Here is a 21,381-nt window from a genome sequence, read left to right on the forward strand (position 1 = left end):
CTTCCTCTTGTGAACTAGTACTGAAGTTTGCCGCAGCGATAAGCCGAGTTTTTCTGCTCGCCGTTGCCGCTCTCGGTATCTCCCGTATGCCAGCGCCCGATCAGCGCTTCATTCGCCGGGCAGCGGAACTGGTGATCGTCTTCAGCCACAGGTACCCAGGCATCGCTCGGGGCTATGCTGACCGGCTTGCCGTTGTAGGTCACAGTGGCGCAGCGGTAGCTGGTGTCGTCGTTTTCATCGCCGTGGTGGGCACGCCCGACCAATGCCTGATCGAAGGGGCATACAAACCACGTATTGCTGCTTTCCCGGATGCCCGCGTAAGTTTGTACGGGCCCCTTGATAAGGTTTGGCAACGTGGAACAGGCGTATTGAGTGCCGCCCGTTTCATCCCCTTGGTGGCCACGGCCGGTCAGCACGCCGTTCGCACAGGTAAAGTCATGGTCGTTTTCATTCACCGCTTGCCATTCGCCTTGTACCACCGGTACCAGCGCAGGTTGAGGCTGGCCCGGCTTGCGCGACACATTCACTGCCACGCACTGCAGCGCCTTGTTCAAAGGGCTGCCGTGTTTGCTGGTTAACTCCAGGCCGTTCTCCAACATTGAGCCGATCTCGGTCTTGAATGCCGCCTCCAGTGAAATAACCTGTGTACTGGCGTTAGCGCGGACACTCTTGAGCGTTACATGAAAATCGCCGGTAGTTGCGCACATGGGATCCGAGCTGAGGGTGACGGTCGTAGCCGGCGCCATGTTATCGATCCGGAAGAGATTGATGTTGTGCTTGCCAGCTCCGGCCTCACCACTATAAAAGGGAAACGCTGAGAGGTAGTTCCGAAGTTCGAGCTGACGTGAAACGCCGTAGTCGGGAAAGTTATATATGTAGGGTTTATCGTTTGCGTCAAAATTGTCGTCAATGAAGGTGATCTTTCCGGTGTCGGCAGTTCCGGCGACTGTCGAACGCGGGCCATCAGCGGAGGGGTAGCCCAACACGATGGCACAACGGAAACCGATATCGAAGTTTTCGTTTTCCAGCTTGCCTGTGCGTATTCCGGTTATTACTTTTCCATCAGGGCATGAGAAATCGTGGTCTGAGTATTTACCAACTATGTCGAAGTGATCGTCTGGTTTGATCCATAAGGGCCGGCCCTTGGCGTCCAACAGCGTGGCACATCTTAGGTTCACTTGGTTTGGCCCATCAGAATGATTATCTGTTCCAGTTAATATGGTATTGATAGGGCACTCGTTTATAGTGTTTATCCACGGCAGGGGAGAAGTATTCTGGATATTGGATAGCTGCATGGATGGAGAAACCCCGCAAATGTTCTGGCGGAGCATACCGTCTGGGTGAACTGCACTTCGACGGCCGCGTAGTACACTTGGGCTTGGGCATGTCTGGTCTCCGCCTGGGGGGAAAGAAAAGTCCTGGTCCGAGAAGATCAATGGAGTGTTTGGTACGACGTCACCTGGCCGCCGTGACGTTGTAATACGCACACACGCGACCCGGTCGACCCCGGTGGGGATCTTGATGTGTTTTTCCACCAACGCCAGGCCGCCGAGCGACTCGGTTTCACCAATAGCTGCAAGCTCGGTCAGCGTCATATACTTCGCTTGCGAAGACGGTGGAGGATAAGTTGCCTCCCGTGTCGCAACGAGCTCGATCCAGAAGTCCACCTCGCTGTTACGTGCACAGTTTCCATCACTGCTTAGAAATATCCGGGTGGCGGAAGGAATGTTCAGGAATGAAAGGGCACGTGCTTGATTGGGCTTGATAGGCGCCCCGTTCGCGCGTAGGTCGTACTCCATGGGGCGCCCCCATTGCTCCCCATCGTCAAGCACATGCTCTGTATTCGTCGCGCTTAATAAGGTCACTGAGCCCAGGGGCGCCGCTGCCCAGATGGGTTGAGCCATAAAGCAGCACAGGCTTGCCAAGGGCAGCAGAATTGCGGCGCGGATCTGTCGAAAATTCATTCGGCGACTCCTTCTGTGAATCGATGAGGTGTCAGTACAATTCAGCACAGAAGGCAAGGGAGTTACCTTGTTCGTCGCCACTGTGATATCGACCCATATAGACACCTGGGGAGCAATCCAGCATTGCGCCGGACTCACTTATCGGGCTTTGTGGCTTTCTGGTTTCGTTCTGTACACGAACAGGCGTATTGAAGGTGGGCTCTGAAAATGACTGGCACCAGTAGGTGGTTTTTTCATTCTCATCGCCACTGTGACTACGCCCTACCAATACCTCATTGTCAGCGATAGAACATCTGAAATTCTGAGTATCGCTCTCTTTTTCAACGGATTGTTCCACAGCCCGTCCCACGAGTTTCAAGGGCTTGCCATTCTGGAAATACCGTGCGCATACGTAAGCAGTAGCACCGTTCTCGTCGCCCCTGTGTGCTCTGGCGACGATGGCAGAGTCAAGTAGATAACTCGAACATTCGCCCAATGTACCGTTGGATTCCTCATGAAAATACTGTAATACGGCCGCTGCTTCCGGCGCCTGCCCGTTTGAACCCAAGGCTGCACAGAAAAGCCCAGTATTACTGGTAATTGAACCAAAATTACCGCCAACAGCAACCTCATTCGATTTGCATATCTGTGCACCATCGCGAAAATCGACACTGTCCAGCTTCGATGTTGGATTTGCCGTGCTTCTGACTGAGGCGGGAGCGGCCTTTCCCGTCGCCACGCTCAAGGCCCGGCAGGTGTAGGTCGCGGTAACTACGTCATCGTTTCTTTCATAGGTAAGCGCAGTCAACGCTTCGCCTGTATTACACGTGAAGTCTCTTCCGGCGGCTACACGTTGTTCTCTAGGCGCGGACGTGAATTCGACAAGCTTTCCGTTTACTGTGAACCTGCTGCAACCTGCAATCTGCGCATTGGATATGTCGTTACCGCCTTGATCGCGCAGGCCTGCCCGGCCGTTCACAATGTAATTGGTGTGAGCGTTATCCGGGTTGCAATCAAGAGTTATTTTGGCTCCGGCCCCGGTCGGCATCCATCCCCCAGGCTCGGCCCGCGCAGCCTGCGCAGTTTGCACGCCCGCTACCATCGTCAGGATACCAATGCCGATAATTAAAAAACGGCCAAGGTGCTTTTTTAAACAGTTCATCAAAGCTCTCCAACGCATGAAGTGGTGTTCACTTTTTGCTATGTAAACACCGCTCAGGTCGGCTGACTACCTGGCAGATCTGTCAGGTTTGTGCAGATATTTTCATAGTCGCACTGCGCGGAAAAGCTGCAGTTAAAATGGAAAACCTAGCAGTTCTGCCAGTACACCTGCCGGGTATTGCGCGTTACAACTTACCGCATAACCCACCTGCAGAGATGTTCCTGATGCAGCACTATGAAACTCTCGAACCTGATGAAGCCGTCGAACCAGGGGCTTATCCTCAAATTCCCATCATGCGTGGACAGGTCATTTTCGTTGACGACCTCGAAGGTGGGGATTTGCTGACGTATGTCCAGTATTCCGACATCAAACTCGGTGACAAGATCGTTGCACATTGGCGCGGGCGCGACGTATCAGGAAGGGCTGTGGATGAGAACGTCCCGGTGGATGTTACAGAGTTCAACTTCGAAGACGGTCGCGTGCAGGTGCGCATAGGTAATATCCACTTGGAGGCCTTGCGAGGCGGCGAAGCTTTTTATTCCTATGAAGTGCTTACCTCCTCGAGTGTGCATGAAGGTGAATCGTTGCGGCTGATCTGCTTCATTGATCGCCCCGCCGCGGTGGATATGCAACTGCCGGTAGCGCAAATCCGTGAAAGTCACGGTTTGATCATCGACCTCACCCAGATCACCGAGGTAGCGTTGGTGTGCGCGCCGCCCTACCAGGCAATGGCGATTGGCGATGAGGTGACTGTGACCTGGCAAGGCTACCGAAGCGCAGACGATAGCCAGCCCGTTCCGCCTTGGAGGGACCCCCTTACGCTCACCGCTGCTGACCTTGGGGCACCGATGCTATGGGCACTGCCGAAAACCGAATTACGTAAAAGCGACGGCTACCACGGCACGCTGTTCTATCAGGTCGATTACGCCGCGCCTCAAGTTGCCAGTGTGTCGATCGAGCAACAATTCACCTTCGGCTCGATGCCTCGCTCGGCCGACTGCAGGCCGACGCAAACCGCGGTTCCTCCCTATCTGGAGGCGCCCGAGCTCCCCGATTTCCCAGGTGGGGCGCTGGATCCTGCAGCCTATCCAGAGGGGCTGCGGGTGCGCTGCCCGATCTATCCCCGAATGCTGATAGCCGACGCCGTGTTCCTTCAATGGATCGGAACCGCAGGGAAGGTCATCCGCAGCCTTCAAGTTGACCCATCGGTGATGGACAGCCAGAAGCTCGAATTCCTGATCGACCCTCCTGCGCTTGCTTCGCTGGGGCTCGGTAACAGCGAGGTGTATTGGCATTTCGCCCGGCTGGGTAGCCAGCTGAGGAGCGAGGTACTGGCACTGCCCGTGCGGCCGGCGCTGCGCATGCCGCCGCCTCTGATCGATGGCATCAATCAGGATCCCGGTGAGGTGGACAACCAAGGCTACCTGCGCCCTGATGATATCGCACGCAACGGGGGTGTCACGGTTCGAGTGCCGGAAGGGGCCGAGTTTGGCGGCGCAACCTTACACATGCATTGGGAAGGGGATATCAACGGAGGCCAGCTGGAGCAGCATCGCCCATTGCCTGACGAGTCGCCACCCGCATTTCTTATCCCAGCCCAGTACGCCGCTCCGAATATGGGCGATAGCGAAGCGAAACGGTTCAACGTGTTCTATCGCGCGGTACTCGATGTAGGCGGGTACGTGGATTCTGAACCGTTTCGCCTGCTTATCCGCGCTCCAGACACGGAGTATCTGCCGCACCTTGCCTGCAGCGAAGCCATATCCGATAACAGGTTGTCGCTTGGCCAAGCCAGGGCCACAGGCGTAACGCTGAGACTTGATCGTTGGCTGCTGATGCAAAGGGACCAGCGGCTATGGATAGAAGGTGTAGGCAATACACCTGCAGGGGAACAGCGCTTCTGGGCGACCGCGAACCAGGCAAGCGGCCAAACTATCACCCCCGCTGAACTGCTTGCCGGTTACGTGAGCCTGCGCGTGCCCGCCACCACCTTCAACGCATTCACAATTAACACTTCGCTGCGCTTTACCGTGCAGTTGAGTTTCGACAATGGCACCTCACGCATTGAATTCCCCCGGTTGGATTTGCAACTTATAAATTGATTTTCGGAGGATGCTCTTATGAGCAAGCGAGAACAGCAAGATCCGGAAAAGCTCCTGGAATGGATGAAGGCGAATGACCATACCTGGGGGTGCAGTGCAGTTGTAGCTTACGACAGGTTGAGAACAAATCAACTGTTGTTCCAGGAATACATCGAGCGCTTCGACGGTAACCCGATGCCGGACACCAGTGGGGACTTTCCATCCGATCAGGACGAATATACCTGGCTCGGAGGCGTAGAGTTTTATGCGCCAATATTGAGCTTCGATCAAAGTGTCTGGACCTCCAGTAGCGCGAAGCTTACGATGAAAAGCGCCCAGGGGTTACAAATAAATATTGCGAAGGATAGCTATAACGACAACAATCAGCCACAGTTTTACTATCCTGCAGTAAAAATTCGCTATATGTCCCCGCTGGACGGCATCAAACACACGACGTACGTTCCTCTGGATAAGTCGGTTGGTGCGGTTGATGAAGGTAAAGTCACTATTTCATTGCAGAATACGCGTGAGCTCGAGAGCAGCCGATTCACCATCAGCCCGGCGGAAAGTGTTCAAAAGCGTGCCGCCACACTTATGGATCAGGTCTTCAAAGCCATGGGGCCAGAGCTTACGACATTCGAACTCAATACGTTGCAAAGCGACCCCAACGCCTTTTTTACACCCACGGACTTTAATATTCGCATTCATGCATTGAGTGAAACAGATACCGGCACGTCGCCTGTCAGCGAGGACGGTGCCGTAGTGTTGTTCATCAAGGCCGATGACGGGGACACCGCGAGTTTTCCGGCCGACGCTCCCGGCGCTTATCTTCTGCCTGGCGGTTACAGCGCAACCATGGCGCTGGGGCGTGCCTTCATGTTACGGCGGATTCTTCAGCGTGGCCTCGCAACCTTGGCAGAGCCGGGCTATTCGATTATTCAACTTCTCGACGCCGATAACCAATTCGTCGGGATGAAATTTCGTGAAGGCCGGCTGAAATCCGAGCGTTTCAGCTTTCAAGTGGTCAAGGATGGCGTGACGGCCAACCTCAGTGGCGTCACCCCTGCGTTGGAACTTGGTACAAGCGCGGACGATGACAGCCTTCGTGCGCCATTGACGATCCAATTTGCCACGCGGGAAGGCGATATATTCGCCGATTTGAGCTGGTCGAATCAGCAAACCTTCAACTGCGCCATCAATGGCACGGACACTGAAGTCAGTTATCAATGGTCCTACCAATGGTCGTACCGGCTTACGTTCGAGAACAATGATATCAAGCTGGAGCTGGTCAACGACCGCGCCGTGGTCAAGCCTCTGCAACGAGCGGTGGTGGGCCTTGCCTCGCACCCCTTGCTTAACGAGATCGTCTCCGCCATCGAGAATGAGCTTTTTATTGGGACAGTGCTGCCGATGGTCGATGCGGCGCTTGCAGCCCCCGTGGGCTACCTGAACGCCATGCGCCTGAATCAGCTGCTGTTTCGCAGTGAGAAGCCGGTAGAGCTTGAACGTATGCACCTGCCTCGCGGAGTGGTGCTTTTTGGTCATGTTTCTCCGGCGAAAACGCGATTTTATATCAATGTCTTGAACGATGCCGGCGAATCAGCCGAGCATATGCAGGTTAAAGGCAAGGTTTCGGTTGAAATAGCGCTGACTGATATAAATGAGGTGGCTACAGTCAGTTGGTCGGTGGAAGGCGTTCTCTATGAGGCAGATGTGGGAGGGTTTGATGACCCTGCTGCGCTTAGTGCTGTTTATAAAGCGCCCGAAACGTTGGTCGCCAGAAACTTCATTATAGTAAGGATAAAGGCGGCGGTTACTTTTAAAGACGACGAACGTGTTTATACAAGCCTCACACTGGTCAACGTGTACGGCTACGGCATCATGCTTGGCCCTCTGGTTCAGGTCATGGAGAAAGCCCAGGTACGGCAACTCTCGGTAACATCGGTCAGTGATGCCGATTCCCTCGATGGGAGGATGATGGGCGAAGAGGAAGTGGTAGGGGAGTTTCTGGAAAAAACTGGCGATCGCGAATTTCCATGGCGCTACACCGCGCCCACCAGTAGTAAGGTGTTTGACGAAGATGAGCCGGGCGTGGCCAATAAGCCGAAGGGGGTAGACCTCCGCCAAGCCAACTTTATAGATAGCGGCGGTAACAGCAGTTACGCCTATTTTCTGGTTCGGTATTTGCCACCTGACATGGCGCTTGTAGTCACGCCAAAGGAGGATGTCGGTGGCCTGCGCGCGCTGAGTATACGTTCCTACTGGAAACAGGACGGCGAGGAAATGCTCGCGCCGAAATACATACCGCACTGGACCTTCCTGGAGGGAGAAGGCAATTTAAATGTCTTGAGCGACGGTTCGGCCGAATATCTGTATCGGCCGGACATACCGCAAAAGTTTGTTGTGATAGTGATGAGGATTCGACACAGCGAGGTTCTAAAAGGTGCTCGGGCGAAGTTTGAAGGCATGTCTGCGCGTGGCCCCGGCGATAATGGCCCCGAACCTGATTATTACGGTGCGGTGCTTGTTCCATTGCCGTGGGTAGACATTCCTGCCCCGGGGGCAAGTGACAGCGCTGCAGAACCATTTTTCAAGCTTACGGAAAATCCGCGCAAAGCAGCGGCGGGCGAGCAACAAGCCGTGCCTTTTTCAGGGAGCAGATAATGTCCATGACTTACAGTGAGTTGAAAGCATACTTGAGTCTTCAGGAAGTCACCCAGGATTGGGCGATGCTTCTGGTACTTGAACAGGGCGCGTTCAATGGGCTGTTGAAGGAGATGTTTGCCGCCCGGCCGCGAACTCACAAGGTCGCGCCCGAATACTCGGAAACGCTCGCCACCAGTGATAACGAAACTGTGGTTTTCCAGGACGTACGCTTCAGCCCGCCGTCGCTTTCGGTAGAAGCGGCAGGGCAGGGTGGCGGCGATGCGGTATTGCGTTTCTCACTGGTGGCTGGCACCTATCGGGTCACTGGCAGAGCGAACGGGATCGAATACCTCATCGAGCAGGTCCAGTTCGCCGAAGGCCAGGGCTATGATCTGGAGCTGCGTGCGTCCTTGGCCGCGCTTCGCCTGGAGGTAGACCTTCAGGGCAGGGTTCTATGGCATTGGCCTTCGAGCTATCAGGCCTATACCCAGCTGGGCACCGTGGCGGCTACCCGTGAAAAGATCGCTGCCGCCCTGGAAGCGTACCTGCTCCCTGGGCAGGCAGGCCCAGGCGTACTGCATACCCATACCCTCAGTTTGCCTGCGCAGGGCGTACTAACGCCCAGGCGATTCTACTTATCAATCAGCTCTCCGGACGACGGTACGGGTCGCCATGCGGTCAACCTCTTCGGTTCGTCCGCAGAGCTTTCCGACAGTGGCATCGGCACGTTAAGCCCACCCTTCCTTTTGCCCGACGCCGATCCGGATGGCAGCGGCGCTTATGATGCTGCGGTGTTCATTGCGCCGGTTCTGGGCGAGCTGCTGCAAAGCCCGGGCGAGGATCTTGAGCCCCCTTATCGGGAGCAGGAGCTTGCGGCGCTGCTCTCGGTACTCGGCACCGAACCCTGCATGAAAGTCGACCACTGGTTGAAGCCGGGCGAAACCGAGAATGTGGCTGCGTTCGGGCAACCTCGATCAGCCAATGTTCCGCAGCCGGCCGTGCTGGTACCGGTAGTGGCACCGCAATGGGCGTTGCGGCGCATCGGGGCGGCGACCAACGACCCTGCCGAACCTCACGCGGCCCTGTTGGGCACAGGCTCTGTGTCACTTACGGCACACGGGCTGGGGAGCGGAATCAAGTGGTCGCTATCGGCCGAGGCTCCGGGGCAATTGACCTCCCAGGGGGCGGCGGCGCAATACCTGATACCCGATGAGCTCACGCCGGGCTATTACCAGGTCCGGGTCACGGCGAGTGACAGCGAAGGGCGCCTGGCCTTCGCGATGATCGTGCTGACCCCTGCCGGCTATACCGTTGCGCTTACACCTGCGGTGGCGAGGATCGACAGGGCCGGCATGGCCGGCAGGGCCAGCTTCACTGCCGAACGTGCCTTGGACGATGCCTATGTAGTCAACGATGTTGGCCAGGTAACGATCAACGATGATTATCGCCTGGATTACCAGGCGCCCGCCGGGGGCGATCAAACCCAGGCGCTGGTGGTTGCCCGCGGCTTCAAAAGCGATGGCTTCGCGCTCGTTGATCTGACGCCGCCGGCGCTCAATACACCTCGATGGGTGAACCTGCAGAAGTTCACCGTCGAGTGTACGCAAAGTGGTCCATCCGGTGATCGGTTCCATGACAGACACTTTGCCAATGGCCGCCAGCAGGTGGAGATCCGCATCACTATCCAGACCGCCGGGGTGAGCATCGGTAGCGATATCATTTACTACCCGTTGTCAGAAGCGGAACTTTCTACCCTGCGACTGAAGGTCAAGGGTGGTTCGCAGGTTGAGTTTCTGGAGCCTGGGGAGAGCGTCATTCGCGACGGAGCGCCCCAGATGTTTGCCACGACCTATCTGCGTAACCGTTACGATTTCATGAGCGGTAGCGCCTTTGCCGCCACGGCACCGGTTCCCAGGAATGATCCGGAAGACGGCACTACGGTCCGAACCCTGTACCTGCTGGCTCAACTTGATCCGGCTGGCGGCGGTGTCGGCGCTGTGGATTTCCAGGCGACCTTTACCGATTCTATCTTCCGGGTGCATACATCCTCACCGGACACCGACGGGCAGGTAAGCATTACTACCGTCGAGCCTGCGAAGGAAACGAGCGGGGTTTATACCTTAAGCCGGCTACGGCCCCCGGGGTCGGAATTCCCGTCCAACTGCACGGTATACGAAGGGGATATGGAGGACCCCTTCCGGCAATGCCTCACCTCGCTGGACTACTGGCAGCTTTCCTACCGGCCTCGGTCGGACGCTTCGGAAGTGCTTTTTCTGAATTGCACATTCGAGGTTGAAGAGCACTTGCGTACTGCACAGCTCTCGCTCTTGCGCTGGGAGAGCGAGCTGATGGAGGAGACGTATTGCACTTATACCGGCTATACGTTCCGGCCAAGGCTTCTTCCTGGCGAAACCGATGATCAGCAGTGGAAAACGCTGACCTACGATCCCTGGTTGCAGTGGTTGTCGAGGCTGCGCGGCCACCCTTTGTCGCCCAGCCTCGAGCCGAACCAGGAACCCGCCCCGGGCCATCTGTGGCTGGCCTTGTACCGGGTAAATAAATTCCCCTTCTGGTTTGACAACGAAGCGGAATTCACCAGCGATCCGCACCCTCTGAAAGCCTTTACCGCCCGTTTCGGCACGATTGACTGGGACACATGGACGTCCACCCCCCGACCATTGCGGGTGTCGCTCATCGACCAGTCCGGCAACCGTCATCGGTTGGAAATCGGGTTCCAGACCGATACCCGCAATACGCTGAAAGTCACCACGCGAGGCGAATCTCCCATGCGTCAGGCTACGACTCGGCTGCATTCCAATGCATTCAATTTCCTCAGCTTCCTGGACACCGGGGTGGACCCACGCACGGGCTTGTACACGGTGAGCACAGCGCTACCAGAGCTCAAGGCCAACGCGCTCGCGGGGCCGGTGGTGCCCTTGAAGCTCTCCTACAACCCCATCGATACCCGCAACCGAGGCTTCGGCCTGGGCTGGGACTTGAGCCTTACCCGGTTCGAGCCTGACGGCAATCGCATGCTTACGCTCTATACCGGCCAGCAGTTCAAGGTCACCGGTAGCGGTGGCACGCCGGCCCTGGAAGAGCGCAAGCTGGAGACCTTCCATTTCCATGAGGATGACAGCCAACACTGGCGCGTTGTGCATCTTGATGGCCTGGTGGAATACCTTCAGCTCATGGACAGCGCCGACGGCCGGGTAGCGTTGCCGGTACGGCTGGTTGCGCCTTCGGGGCACAGCGTAAGCCTTGAGTACGAGCCGTTTCGCGGATATCCAGCGCTCATCTCCGTTGCCGATGACAGCCGCGAGCTGCTGCGCATCGAGCGGTCCAACGATCTGATCAGCGTGCGGTTCTACCCAAGCGGCGATCAGGAAGTGGCGACCTTCGACCTCACCCTTGACGCTAATGAGCAAGTATCGCGCCTGGCCTTGCCTGTACCCGAGAAGGCGGCCTGGGAGTTCACTTACGCAAGCCGCAACGGCTATCGCTACATCGAGCAGGTGACCACGCCCGCGGGGGCGCGCGAGCGTATGTCCTATGAGGATAGTGGGCACCGCTTCCCCACTGCCGCGGGCAGGGCGAATCTGCCCCGGGTGACGCAGCATTTGCTGGAGCCCGGTCAGGGGCAGCCCGCGATCACTACCCGTTATAGCTACCAGATAGAGGTTGAGGGCCAGCTTCGGGACAACAACTTCCTTGGGGGTGGGCAGGACAGTATCCCGTGGACCGACGATGGCCTGGACAATCTGTACAGGGCCGACACGGCGTATCAGTACGGCACCGAGCAAGCCCTGATGGTGGACGACCAGGCGGTGCGCACCACAAAGCGCGTGTTCAACGCTTTCCATTTGCTCACGCTGGAGGAAACCACGCAGAACGGCCACACCCAGCGCTCCGAAACCCAGTACCACCTTGAGGAAGGTAAGGATTTCCGCGACCAACCGGCGAACTGCCAGCTGGTCAAGCAAGCCACCACGCGGTGGACCAGCACGGCAGGGACGCGTACAGAGCGCGTGCTGACCGATTACGACCACCACGGCAACCTGCTAGTGGAAACCGCGGCCACCGGGGTGATCACACGGCATCAGTACTATCCTGCCGAAGGCGATGGCGAGGATTGCCCCGCAGACCCACATGGGTTCACTCGCCAACGCAAGCAAACCACCGTAACACCTGCCGATGGCGGCGAAGGCAAGGCGCCGGTAAGGGTGCAGCGGTTCTTCTATCAGGCGCTGCCAGCGCTGGCCGATAGCGCCGAGCCCGCCTGGCCGGTGCAGGCCCGCGAGGAAAAAAGCCTTGAAGGGCATGAAACCACGCCCTATCAGGTCATTGAAAACCACTGGTATCAGGATGCTCAGGAGCCACTCACGCTTGGCCGCCTGGAGAAGCAGATCGCCACCTTCCATGACTTGAAAACCGCGACGGGCCTCGCCTCTGCCAGTCTGCGTGTCGACGAAGCGCCGACCACCACGACCCGCTTCGATTATGTGTTGGAGGATAGCGCCTGGCTTGCCCAGAGCGTGCTCAAGACCACCAGTACCTTCATTGGCTTTGATGAGACCTCGCGTGCCGTGAACGAAGAGCATTCAGTGCTCACCGGCCAGGTGTTGCTCCAGCGCGACGACAACGATGTGGAGGTGCGCTACCGCTACGATGCCTTGCAGCGGCTTACCGAGGAGATCCTCGCCCCCGAAACAGAGGATGAGGCGCTCCGTCGCTATACCTACGGCCTGGCTGCGGAGGGTGGACCGACCTGGCAGATTGAAGAGGATGTTCAGGGGGTTCAGTTCATCACGTACACCGACGGGATAGGCCGGGCTGTCGAAGAGCGACGGGCCGAGCCGGGAACCGCGCAGGCTCCCCGGGCCGGGCAGCGCCCTCACGCCGATGGCCTGCAAATCTACACAGCCCGCTACGACGCTCTGGGGCAGAAAGAGCAGGAAACGGTTTATGACGATTGCCAACCCGAGGACGTCGAAGAAGGCTGGCAACCCCTGGCGCTGACCACACGCTTTGAGTATGACGATTGGGGCCAGGAGCGGGTGCAGATCGGGCCGGACAATGTTCGGCGTGTGTCCGAAGCGTGCCCAGTGGGCGACGGCACCGCGCCTACCGTCAAGGAGTGGCAGGAAGTCGAAGAGGGTGACAGGGCCAGCGCGTTGATCACGACAGTGAAAAACCTGTTCGGCGACCCGGTGAGCGTTCATCGGGAGGGCGACGATGGGGTAAACGACACCACTACCTACGGCTACGATGGATTGGGCCGCAAGGTGAGAGAAACCACCCCGTGGGGGCGCAGCCAACGGAAAACCCTGATCGAACTGGATGTGTACGACCGCGAAACGGCCCGGGTGCTGCCAGATGGCGCCAGGGTGGAACGGCAATACGCAATCCATAGCGATGACGATCTGCCGGTGGAGATAGCGGTAGATGGTGTTGTGCTGGGCACCCAGACCTTCGACGGCCTGGGGCGGATGATCGCCGGCAATACCGGTGGCCGTGAGCGCACCATGACTTATGAGGCAAGCGAGACCCGCCCGCGTACGGTGATTACGCCCCGGCAGCACACCATTGAGTACGAATATCAGCCGCGGCTGGGGGAGGAGCCCATTCGCAGGCGTAGCAATACGGAGGAAATCTACCATTACGACAAACGCACCGCGCGGTTGATGGCCTGTGAGAAGGACGCGGTGGAGGTCATGAACCGCACTTATTTCACCAACGGCCAGCTGAAAACCGAGCAACGCAGCCTCGATGGCACCACCTACGCCATGCAATACCGTTACAGCGTGGGTGAACGCCTGCTTCGGTACACCGATGTGGCACAGGCTACCCAGCGCTACACCTATGACAGCGCCGGTCGCCTGAGCAAAAGCGAAGTCGGCGCCGGGCTTGAACCGGAGCTCACCTGCACCCTCACCTATGACCCATTGGGCCGCCCGCATACGGTGCGCACGGTGGACCATCCGAACGCAGGCGCCTACCTCGCCACTTCGTTGACCTACGACAGCGTTGGCCGGGAAGTGGAGCGCCGGTTCGATATCGATGGCTCCGTGAGTGTGTTGTTGCAGCGCTATGACAGCGCCGATTGCATCGTTCAACGTACCCTGCGCGAAGGCGATGAAACCCTGCGCGATGAGTTGTTCGAGTACGACCCCAGGGGCCACTTGACCTGGTACGAGTGCAGTGGCCCGGAATGCCCTATAGATCCGTACGGCAAGCGCATCAGCAGCCAGTTGTTTGAACTGGATGCACTGGATAACCATACCTACGTCACAACCAGCTGGAGCGACGAGGCCACTGAGCAGCTGCGCGAGTTCCATCGCCAGCTCCGCGCGGGCACGGCGAACATCTCGAATTTGCGTGAGCAGGTGACAGCGCCCGGCAGCAATTTCGCAGAGTACCTGTATGAAAACGCTGATCCGGTCCAGCTCAGCGCCATCTTGAACGATCACCAGCCCGATTATCCCGCCCGGATAGACCTGCAATACGACGCGGACGGTAACCTCATATTCGATGATGCCGGCCGTACCCTCGAATACGACCTGTTAGGGCGATTGGTGAACGTAGGTGGCCTGGATGGCGAACCCTCGGCCACCTACCAGTACGACCCGTCGGACATCATTTCAGGGCGCAAGGCCGAGGGCATTACCGAGCACCGCTTTTATCAGGCTGGGCAGTTGGTCACGCTGGTGGAGGGGGACAAGCACATCGGCATCGTACGTGCCGCCGACCATCTTGTCGCCGAGCGTAACAGCGAGCCAACCCTTCGCGATTTTTCCGCAACCCAGCACGCAGCAGGAGAACAGCCATGAAAAGGTTTAGCAACCGTGCCGTCGCAGCGCCCGTAATCCCCGAAGACGCCATCGCAGACCCCAGTGACAATACGCTGAAGCATGCGGCATGGCAGAACGGTCTGACAGTGCTTCAGTCGGAGTGGATGAACCGGCCGCCGGTGGGAGACGAGCGGCCGGCACAGGCTCAGCTCTGGGTGGGCGCGAACCCCGACCCTGACAAGACGGACGGCTGGGCTCCGGTGGGGGCGCCCTATATGGTATCGGTCGAAACCCAATTCCCGCTGGAGATGGAGGTGCCGCCGGATCTACTCGCTCGCGAAGGGCCAATGGCGTTAAGGGTACAGATCACACACTTCACCGGCGAGTTTGAGCACACCGATTTCGTGAGTTTCATCACCGACCGTACCCCGCCTTACGAACAGGCGACCCCACCCCTGGCCGACGTGACCCCATCGCCTATCACGGACGAAAAGTTGGAAGACGGTGACATTGAGATTACTGTACAGCCGTATCCGGCGCGCGCAAAAGGTGACGTGTGCAGCTTGTACTGGGTACGCTTCGGGGGCTCCTGGCCTCCGCCTGGTGCAGAGCCGGTCCTTCGTGATCAGCCCGTTCCGGAAACGGGCGATATCACCTTCACAGTGCCAGTCGAGAGCATCATCGCAACGGGCTCCGGCTCATACGTCGTGTCTTATGTGCTTGCCGACAAAGCCGGCAATTTCAGTGGCTTTGCTCAGCCCCGGCAGGTCAGCGTGGCCCTGGGCGATCTTGCTACTGGCCTCTCTGCGCCCAAGGTGCCCCTTGCACAGGAATCCGATAACGATGTGCTGGTCATTGCCGATGCGATCAAGGGCGTAATCGTCGAAATTCCACCTTTTCAAAATGCCGCCCAGGGCGATGCAATCAGGTTGTACTGGGGTCAGGAGGTGTATGAATTTGTACCATCGGATTGGCCATTTCCCAACCAGCCATTGGAAGTACCCGTTAATAACGACTTACTTAAGAAAAACTATGGAGAGGCTACCGGCGACGTGGATACAGAGGTGGCGTATGAAGTAGTGCGCGGTGGGTTGGTCATGGGCTCGCGCCAAAGCACTACGATCAAAGTTAACTTCTTCGTGGATGGCCCAACGGATCCCATTCCTGGCTGGCCGGACCCGATCAACGAGGCTCTCCCACTCCCCGTGCTTATACCGGACAGTGGTGGCGCAAACAACGCTTTGACTCCTGCTGACTTCGGTAAGGATGCAATAGTCAGGGTAGAGCGCATTGAAGGTATGATCGAGGGCCAGAAGTTAAGGCTCTATCTGGATGATCAGCTCATTGCGGAGGGGGAAGTCCCGGCGGCGCCGCCCGGAGATGACGGCGCGCCTCAGTTGATTGAAATAACAGTGCCCTGGGCCGATATCGTAGCCCGCAATAATGGTACATGGTCGCTTTACTATCATCTTGTTACGGCCTCATCCAGTAATTATTGGCAAAGCCCGGGCCAGCCAGTCACCATCGCCGCGCTACCTTTGCCCGAGTTGAGTTTTCCTCACGTAAACGATTACGGGTACCTCACTTGCAGCGCATTACGCCCCGCTGCGGGCGAGGATGAAAACGGCGATCCTTTAACTGGCATGGTGGTTCACGTGGCAGTGCCGGACCTGTCGCATTACCTGACGGCCGGAGCCACCTTGACGCTGTCCTGGGCTCCCTCTTCGGGCGGCGACAACCCCGAACCTATAACCCGGGGGCAGTACCAGCGTACAGTTCAAGTGGGCACGACGTATCCTGCCAAGGGGTTCATATGGGAGGTACCGTATGATCCCTATCTGTTGTGCATTTATGAAGATGTGCCGACTGCCGATGGCCATATTGGGATAGGCCGGGTCCAGGCTACCTTCGACGCCATGTCTTCTGGATGGACCACGCCGGTCACGGAACAACGGGTTGGGATGTATACGGCCGAGTCGTCGTGTAAGGTTGACTGAATAGCGAGCCGCAGAGCCGCCTGGAAGATTAGGACTATTCTTAATTCGTATTCTGATACTCGTCGTTACACTCGCGGCCCGGCCATGCTTGGGCCGCGATAATGTCTTCATGCCTGTAGCGAGGGAAAAATGCATCAGTCGAATAGTGTGCTTGCGCTTTCCATTCACCACGCTTTGAAAAAAAATATTTATCGTGCTGTTGTGCCGATCGTCTTTCTTCCGCTTTCGGCCCATGCAGTTGTTATCAGTACGGATACGCAAATAACTGGCAACACCGGCCAGTACTATGATGTTCGAAACGGCGCCACGCTTACTGCCACAAATGCCTCAATCCAGACAGTAAGTGCGCAAACGGGTGGGCGTCTTTTATTTGATAACGTAGTCGTCACAAAAACCGCAGTAGCCAGTGGGCCTAATCATCAAGCCGCTTTCACAGGTAGCGGGGTGCTCAGCAATAGCCAGGTAACCAACCTCGATACAAGGCCCGGTAACAGTTACGGGGTGCACGTTGGCACAGGTGGGGACCTGCAAATAATCAACAGCGCCATCAGCGGCGCCGGCGGCGGTGTACAAGTGAACGAGGGCTCGCTTGATATGAGCAACAGCACTGTGACTGGAGGAACGTCTGCAGGCATGGAGCTGTGGTCCGCAAACGCCACGGTGAGCCAAAGCACCATCACCGGGGAGAGTGGCGTCATGCTTGGTGAATACGTCCCAGGCACGGGATCTTCGGCACTCACACTGATTGGGAGTCAGGTCGTCGGAACCAGCAAGGCGGCGATCGAAGTAGGTTATAAGGCCTATTACCCAGTCGAAGCGGACATCCTGTTGCAAGATGGCACCACCCTGACGGGCAACGGCGGCGTGGCGGTCCATGTGAACGATGGTTCCACCGGGCATGTGACCGTAGACAACAGCGCCATCGTGGGCGACTACGTAGTCGACAACGGCGGCACCGGGGACCTGCTGTTGCGCAACGGCGCCAGCTGGACCGGCCGCCTGGAGAACCTGAGCAGCCTTGCCGTAGACAGCAATGCCCAGTGGAACATGGTTGAAAGCGCCAGCCTCGCGGCCCTGAGCATGAACGGCGGCACCGTGAAACTGGGCGAGGGCAGTGACTTCTTTACCTTGCAAGTGGGCGAGCTGTCCGGGGCCGGCAACTTTGCCCTGCATACCGACTTCTCTACGGACACTTCCGACCTCGTGCAAATCACCGGCAGTTCAGCCGGAGACCACACCTTGCAGATCGCCGCCAGTGGCCAGGACGCTGCCACCGGCAATGATATCCAGGTGGTTGAAACGGCCGATGGTGTTGCCCGGTTCTCGCTGCTCAACGGGCGCGTGGACGTAGGTGCCTACCAGTACGACCTGGTGCAGAACGGCAATGACTGGTACCTCACCCCCACTGACGAGATCACGCCGGGTACGGCCTCGGTGCTGGCGCTGTTCAACGCTACGCCCACTGTGTGGTATGGCGAAATGAGCACCTTGCGCAGCCGCATGGGTGAGTTGCGCCTGACGGAAGGCAAATCCGGCGGTTGGCTGCGCTCCTACGGCAACAAGTTCAACGTGGCCACGGGTAATGGTGTGGGTTACAGCCAGTATCAGCATGGTCTTTCCCTGGGGGCCGACGCTGCCGCCCCTTGGGGGGACGGGCAGTGGTTGGTAGGCGTGATGGCAGGCTACAGCGAATCCAACCTGGACCTCACCCGCGGCACCACCGGTGAGGTGAACAGCTACTATGCGGGCCTGTACACCACGTGGTTCGACAAGGCAAGCGGCTACTACTTCGACGGCACGATCAAGGCGAACCGCTTCCGCAACAAGGCCGACGTGACCCTGAGCGACGAGTCTCGCGCCAAGGGGAACTACGACACTGTCGGCGCCGGTGTCAGCGCCGAGTTCGGGCGCCATATCGAATTGGACGATGGTTACTTCCTGGAACCCTACACCCAATGGACCGCCTTGGCGGTACAAGGCCGCGACTACGACCTGAACAATGGCATGCAGGCAGATGGCGACCGCGCGCGCTCGCTGCTGGGCAAGGCAGGAGTGACAGCCGGGCGGACCTTCGATCTGCCGAGCGGCCAGAAAGTACAGCCCTACGTACGTGCGGCGGTGGCCAGAGAGTTCGCTCGCAATAATGCCGTATCGGTGAACGGTAACCGGTTCGACAACGACCTGGCGGGTTCTCGCGGCGAATTGGGCGCCGGCATCGCGGTCTCGGTCGCTGATCGTCTGCAATTGCACGCCGACTTTGATTACAGCCACGGCGAGGCCATCGAGCAGCCCTGGGGTGTCAATGTCGGGCTGCGTTATCACTGGTAAAAGGAGGCGGTATGAGGGGTGAAGCGTTGGATGACGATGTAATCGACCAAGAGCTGCTGATAGAAGCGGCGCTTCCCCCGGTACCAGGCGACCCCCGGGCGCACCTCCTGCCGACCGCAGCACGCTCTGCCCCCGTGCGAGTTCAGGTTGTTCCATGGCTGAACTCGCGCCCTACGCCGGAGCATCCGGAGGCGCTCTGGATATACCGAGGGAGTGAAGAGCTGGGCCACAAGCAGTGGATAGCGCCTATCCCCGACGACGACCTGTTCGTCGACGTGGATATGAGCCACTGGGAAGAAGGCGAACATGCACTGGATTACCGTGTTCAGCTTGCCAATGGCGAATACGGTCGGTCGCGGAAAATATCGCTGTGGATCGACCTTACTGCACCGGCCGGGGGGCAGTCGCTCGTCTTCCCGGACGACCTTGCCCCGACAGGCACCGTTACTGCCCATTACCTCGAAACCCATGGCGACGAAATAGAAGTGGAGGTGGCCCCGCTCGGCGACTTGAAGCCAGGGGATGTACTGCAATTCTACTGGAGCCAGAGCCTGGCCAAGGCGTTGCCAAGCGATGAAAGCTGGGTAGGCGACTGGGTGTTGTCGCAGGAAGACCTTCAAGCGCCCCAAGTGGTTTACGCGTACCCAGGGCAGGCGTTGCGCGACCGGGGTGACGGTACGCGTTACGCTTATTATCGGGCGGTAGACCGTGCGGGCAACGAAGGCAGCCCATCGTGGCCTTCTTCGATCACCGTTGCCGCCGCTCCGGTTCCCCGTGACCTGCCACCACCGTCGGTAACGCAAGGAGCCGGCACGCCTCCTCGGCAAAGCCTCGACCCGTCTCGGGCGCTGCAAGGTGTCACGGTCGAAGTACCGCCCGACGCGGTGATATATGAGGACGAAGCCATCGTGCTGCAGTGGGGCGAGGCCGATCAGGCCGGAGGCTGGACGTCCGCCCGGCTTGCCGCAGCGCACCGTCCCTGGGTATTTACAGTCCCTCCCACCGCCATCGGCGCGCACCTGAGCCGCACGCTGGCGGTCGGTTATACGGTGTACACCCACAGCGGGGCCGAACCTTCGGCAGTGACTACTCTGGCGGTTTCGGCCATGCGCAGCGATCAGTTCCCCATGGTGCGATGCCGGGAAGCGGAAGGCTTCACCTACCTTAGCCTTGCGCGGATACCGGCAAACGGCGCAACGTTGATTCTTGAGAAATGGGCATTGATCAGTACCGATCAGCGCGTGAGGCTGACCCTTTACGGAACCCTGCAAAGCGGCGGCGTGTACGAGAAGGTGGTGGTGGATCGGCGTGCGGTGACCCAGGCGGAGCTGGCCACCGGTATTACCCAGATCGTACCTAAAGCGGATATCGCGCTCTTTCTGCGCAACAATCCGCTTCGGCTGCGTGCCTATGTAAGCTGGGACCGTGGCGCCACCTGGCCACCGGCCGGCGTGCCCAATTTCCCGGTTCGACAGTTGAACCTTGTCGACTGACCAAGGCGCCAGCCGATAGCTCGCATTTACATCGCTCCGTCGCTGCTTCATATTTCACCGCTTTGGTGAACACGAAAACGTTACGGAGTATGCGCACGTGGAACAGTCGCTCAGCCAGCCCTTGGATACGGTGTATATCCTGCGTATCGACGGCACCCGCTTCGGCCCCTTCGAAACGCGGCTGGAGCCCCACAAGGTGCTGATCTGGGAAGAAACCCTCAACGCCGGCGCTGGCGACACCCTGGAGCATCACCAGCCTGGCGGTGAAGTGGCCAGTTACCTGATTACCAACACGCACTTCCAGCCGAAGATGAAAGGCATAGAAGCTCACTACACGGTGCGCTTGCGGCCGGAGTGACGGTCAACACCGCAGCGGATGGGCTGCCAGCCATTGCGCCACGTCGAAGCATGGGCAGGCCTTGCTGAATTCGTTCAGGGTAATCCGGCCGTTGCCATCCAGGTCCGGCGAGAAGTCCCGGTGCCCGCGGACCGTTGCCCCGGGATAGCGGCCCTTGAGTTCGGCCAGCAAGCGGTGAAGGCTGGCGAATTGCGCCGGAGTGAAGTTGTTTTCCGGCTTGCCCGCCGCATCCAGGCCGCCCACCAGGCAGATGCCCACCGATGCCTGGTTGAAGCCTTTCACGTGGGAACCCACGGTGCTTTCATCACGGCCCGGGTCCACGCTGCCATCCCGGCAGATCACGTAGTGATAGCCGATATCGGCCCAGCCTTGGGACAGGTGCCAGGCGCGGATGTCCGAAGCGCGTACCGGGGCCGTCGCTCGGGTGGCGGAGCAATGCACCACCAGCCAGTCCGTGCGCGAGCGTTGCTTGAGGGTAATGGTGGTCATGGGCTGCGTCCTTTGCAGTGAAAACGGCGCACAGCAAAGCGTGGCCGGGCGCCGGAGCCAACCGGGAAAGGCTACCGGCTACGCCGGGGCGGA

General features: G+C 58.5%; 10 protein-coding genes. 7 read left to right on the forward strand and 3 right to left on the reverse strand.

Annotation, left to right across the window (positions count from 1 at the left end; all coding sequences use genetic code 11):
• Positions 1-14: 14 nt before the first annotated feature.
• Positions 15-1,964 carry a hypothetical protein gene (locus AC3Z8Y_RS06375; RefSeq protein WP_490088932.1) on the reverse strand — a complete coding sequence of 650 codons (1,950 nt, stop codon included), beginning with the start codon at positions 1,962-1,964 and terminating at the stop codon, positions 15-17.
• A 31-nt stretch (positions 1,965-1,995) separates the two neighbouring features.
• Positions 1,996-3,105, reverse strand: coding sequence for a hypothetical protein (locus AC3Z8Y_RS06380; protein WP_490088933.1), 1,110 nt, complete (start codon positions 3,103-3,105; stop codon positions 1,996-1,998).
• A gap of 35 nt (positions 3,106-3,140) precedes the next feature.
• Here AC3Z8Y_RS06380 and AC3Z8Y_RS06385 point away from each other — a divergent pair, with 35 nt between their 5' ends.
• The 7 genes from AC3Z8Y_RS06385 (at position 3,141) to AC3Z8Y_RS06415 (ending at position 20,799) form a co-directional block, all read left to right on the forward strand.
• Complete coding sequence (locus tag AC3Z8Y_RS06385) at positions 3,141-5,207, forward strand: hypothetical protein (protein WP_490088934.1); 2,067 nt, start codon at positions 3,141-3,143, stop codon at positions 5,205-5,207.
• Between the two features lie 18 nt (positions 5,208-5,225).
• The gene (locus AC3Z8Y_RS06390) at positions 5,226-7,850 is read left to right on the forward strand and encodes a hypothetical protein (protein WP_490088935.1); all 2,625 of its coding nucleotides are present in this window, start codon (positions 5,226-5,228) and stop codon (positions 7,848-7,850) included.
• Positions 7,850-14,662, forward strand: a complete 6,813-nt coding sequence (locus AC3Z8Y_RS06395) for a hypothetical protein (RefSeq protein ID WP_490088936.1) — start codon at positions 7,850-7,852, stop codon at positions 14,660-14,662. The genes AC3Z8Y_RS06390 and AC3Z8Y_RS06395 overlap by 1 nt, the downstream gene beginning before the upstream one ends.
• On the forward strand, positions 14,659-16,620 hold the full coding sequence (locus tag AC3Z8Y_RS06400; protein ID WP_490088937.1) for a hypothetical protein: 1,962 nt from the start codon (positions 14,659-14,661) through the stop codon (positions 16,618-16,620). Before AC3Z8Y_RS06395 ends, AC3Z8Y_RS06400 begins: the two co-directional genes overlap by 4 nt.
• Before the next feature lie 444 nt (positions 16,621-17,064).
• Positions 17,065-18,948: an autotransporter outer membrane beta-barrel domain-containing protein gene (locus AC3Z8Y_RS06405; protein ID WP_490088938.1), complete on the forward strand. Its 1,884-nt coding sequence runs from the start codon at positions 17,065-17,067 to the stop codon at positions 18,946-18,948.
• A gap of 11 nt (positions 18,949-18,959) precedes the next feature.
• Entirely contained in the window at positions 18,960-20,441 is a 1,482-nt protein-coding gene (locus tag AC3Z8Y_RS06410; protein ID WP_490088939.1) for a hypothetical protein, read from the forward strand.
• Positions 20,442-20,538: 97 nt separating this feature from the next.
• A complete protein-coding gene (locus AC3Z8Y_RS06415; RefSeq protein ID WP_490088940.1) occupies positions 20,539-20,799 on the forward strand; it encodes a hypothetical protein in 261 nt (86 codons plus the stop codon).
• A 3-nt stretch (positions 20,800-20,802) separates the two neighbouring features.
• Here the strand turns inward: AC3Z8Y_RS06415 and AC3Z8Y_RS06420 are convergent, their stop codons facing one another.
• A complete protein-coding gene (locus AC3Z8Y_RS06420; RefSeq protein WP_490088941.1) occupies positions 20,803-21,288 on the reverse strand; it encodes an N-acetylmuramoyl-L-alanine amidase in 486 nt (161 codons plus the stop codon).
• Between the last annotated feature and the right edge of the window lie 93 nt (positions 21,289-21,381).

This window comes from Pseudomonas sp. 3MAES_34.3B, from assembly GCF_058145875.1.

Coding starts and splice junctions, on each gene's coding strand:
- AC3Z8Y_RS06375 (WP_490088932.1), bottom strand. CDS start 1,964: ATGAATTTTCGACAGATCCGCGCCGCAATTCTGCTGCCCTTGGCAAGC.
- AC3Z8Y_RS06380 (WP_490088933.1), bottom strand. CDS start 3,105: ATGAACTGTTTAAAAAAGCACCTTGGCCGTTTTTTAATTATCGGCATT.
- AC3Z8Y_RS06390 (WP_490088935.1), top strand. CDS start 5,226: ATGAGCAAGCGAGAACAGCAAGATCCGGAAAAGCTCCTGGAATGGATG.
- AC3Z8Y_RS06395 (WP_490088936.1), top strand. CDS start 7,850: ATGTCCATGACTTACAGTGAGTTGAAAGCATACTTGAGTCTTCAGGAA.
- AC3Z8Y_RS06400 (WP_490088937.1), top strand. CDS start 14,659: ATGAAAAGGTTTAGCAACCGTGCCGTCGCAGCGCCCGTAATCCCCGAA.
- AC3Z8Y_RS06410 (WP_490088939.1), top strand. CDS start 18,960: ATGAGGGGTGAAGCGTTGGATGACGATGTAATCGACCAAGAGCTGCTG.
- AC3Z8Y_RS06420 (WP_490088941.1), bottom strand. CDS start 21,288: ATGACCACCATTACCCTCAAGCAACGCTCGCGCACGGACTGGCTGGTG.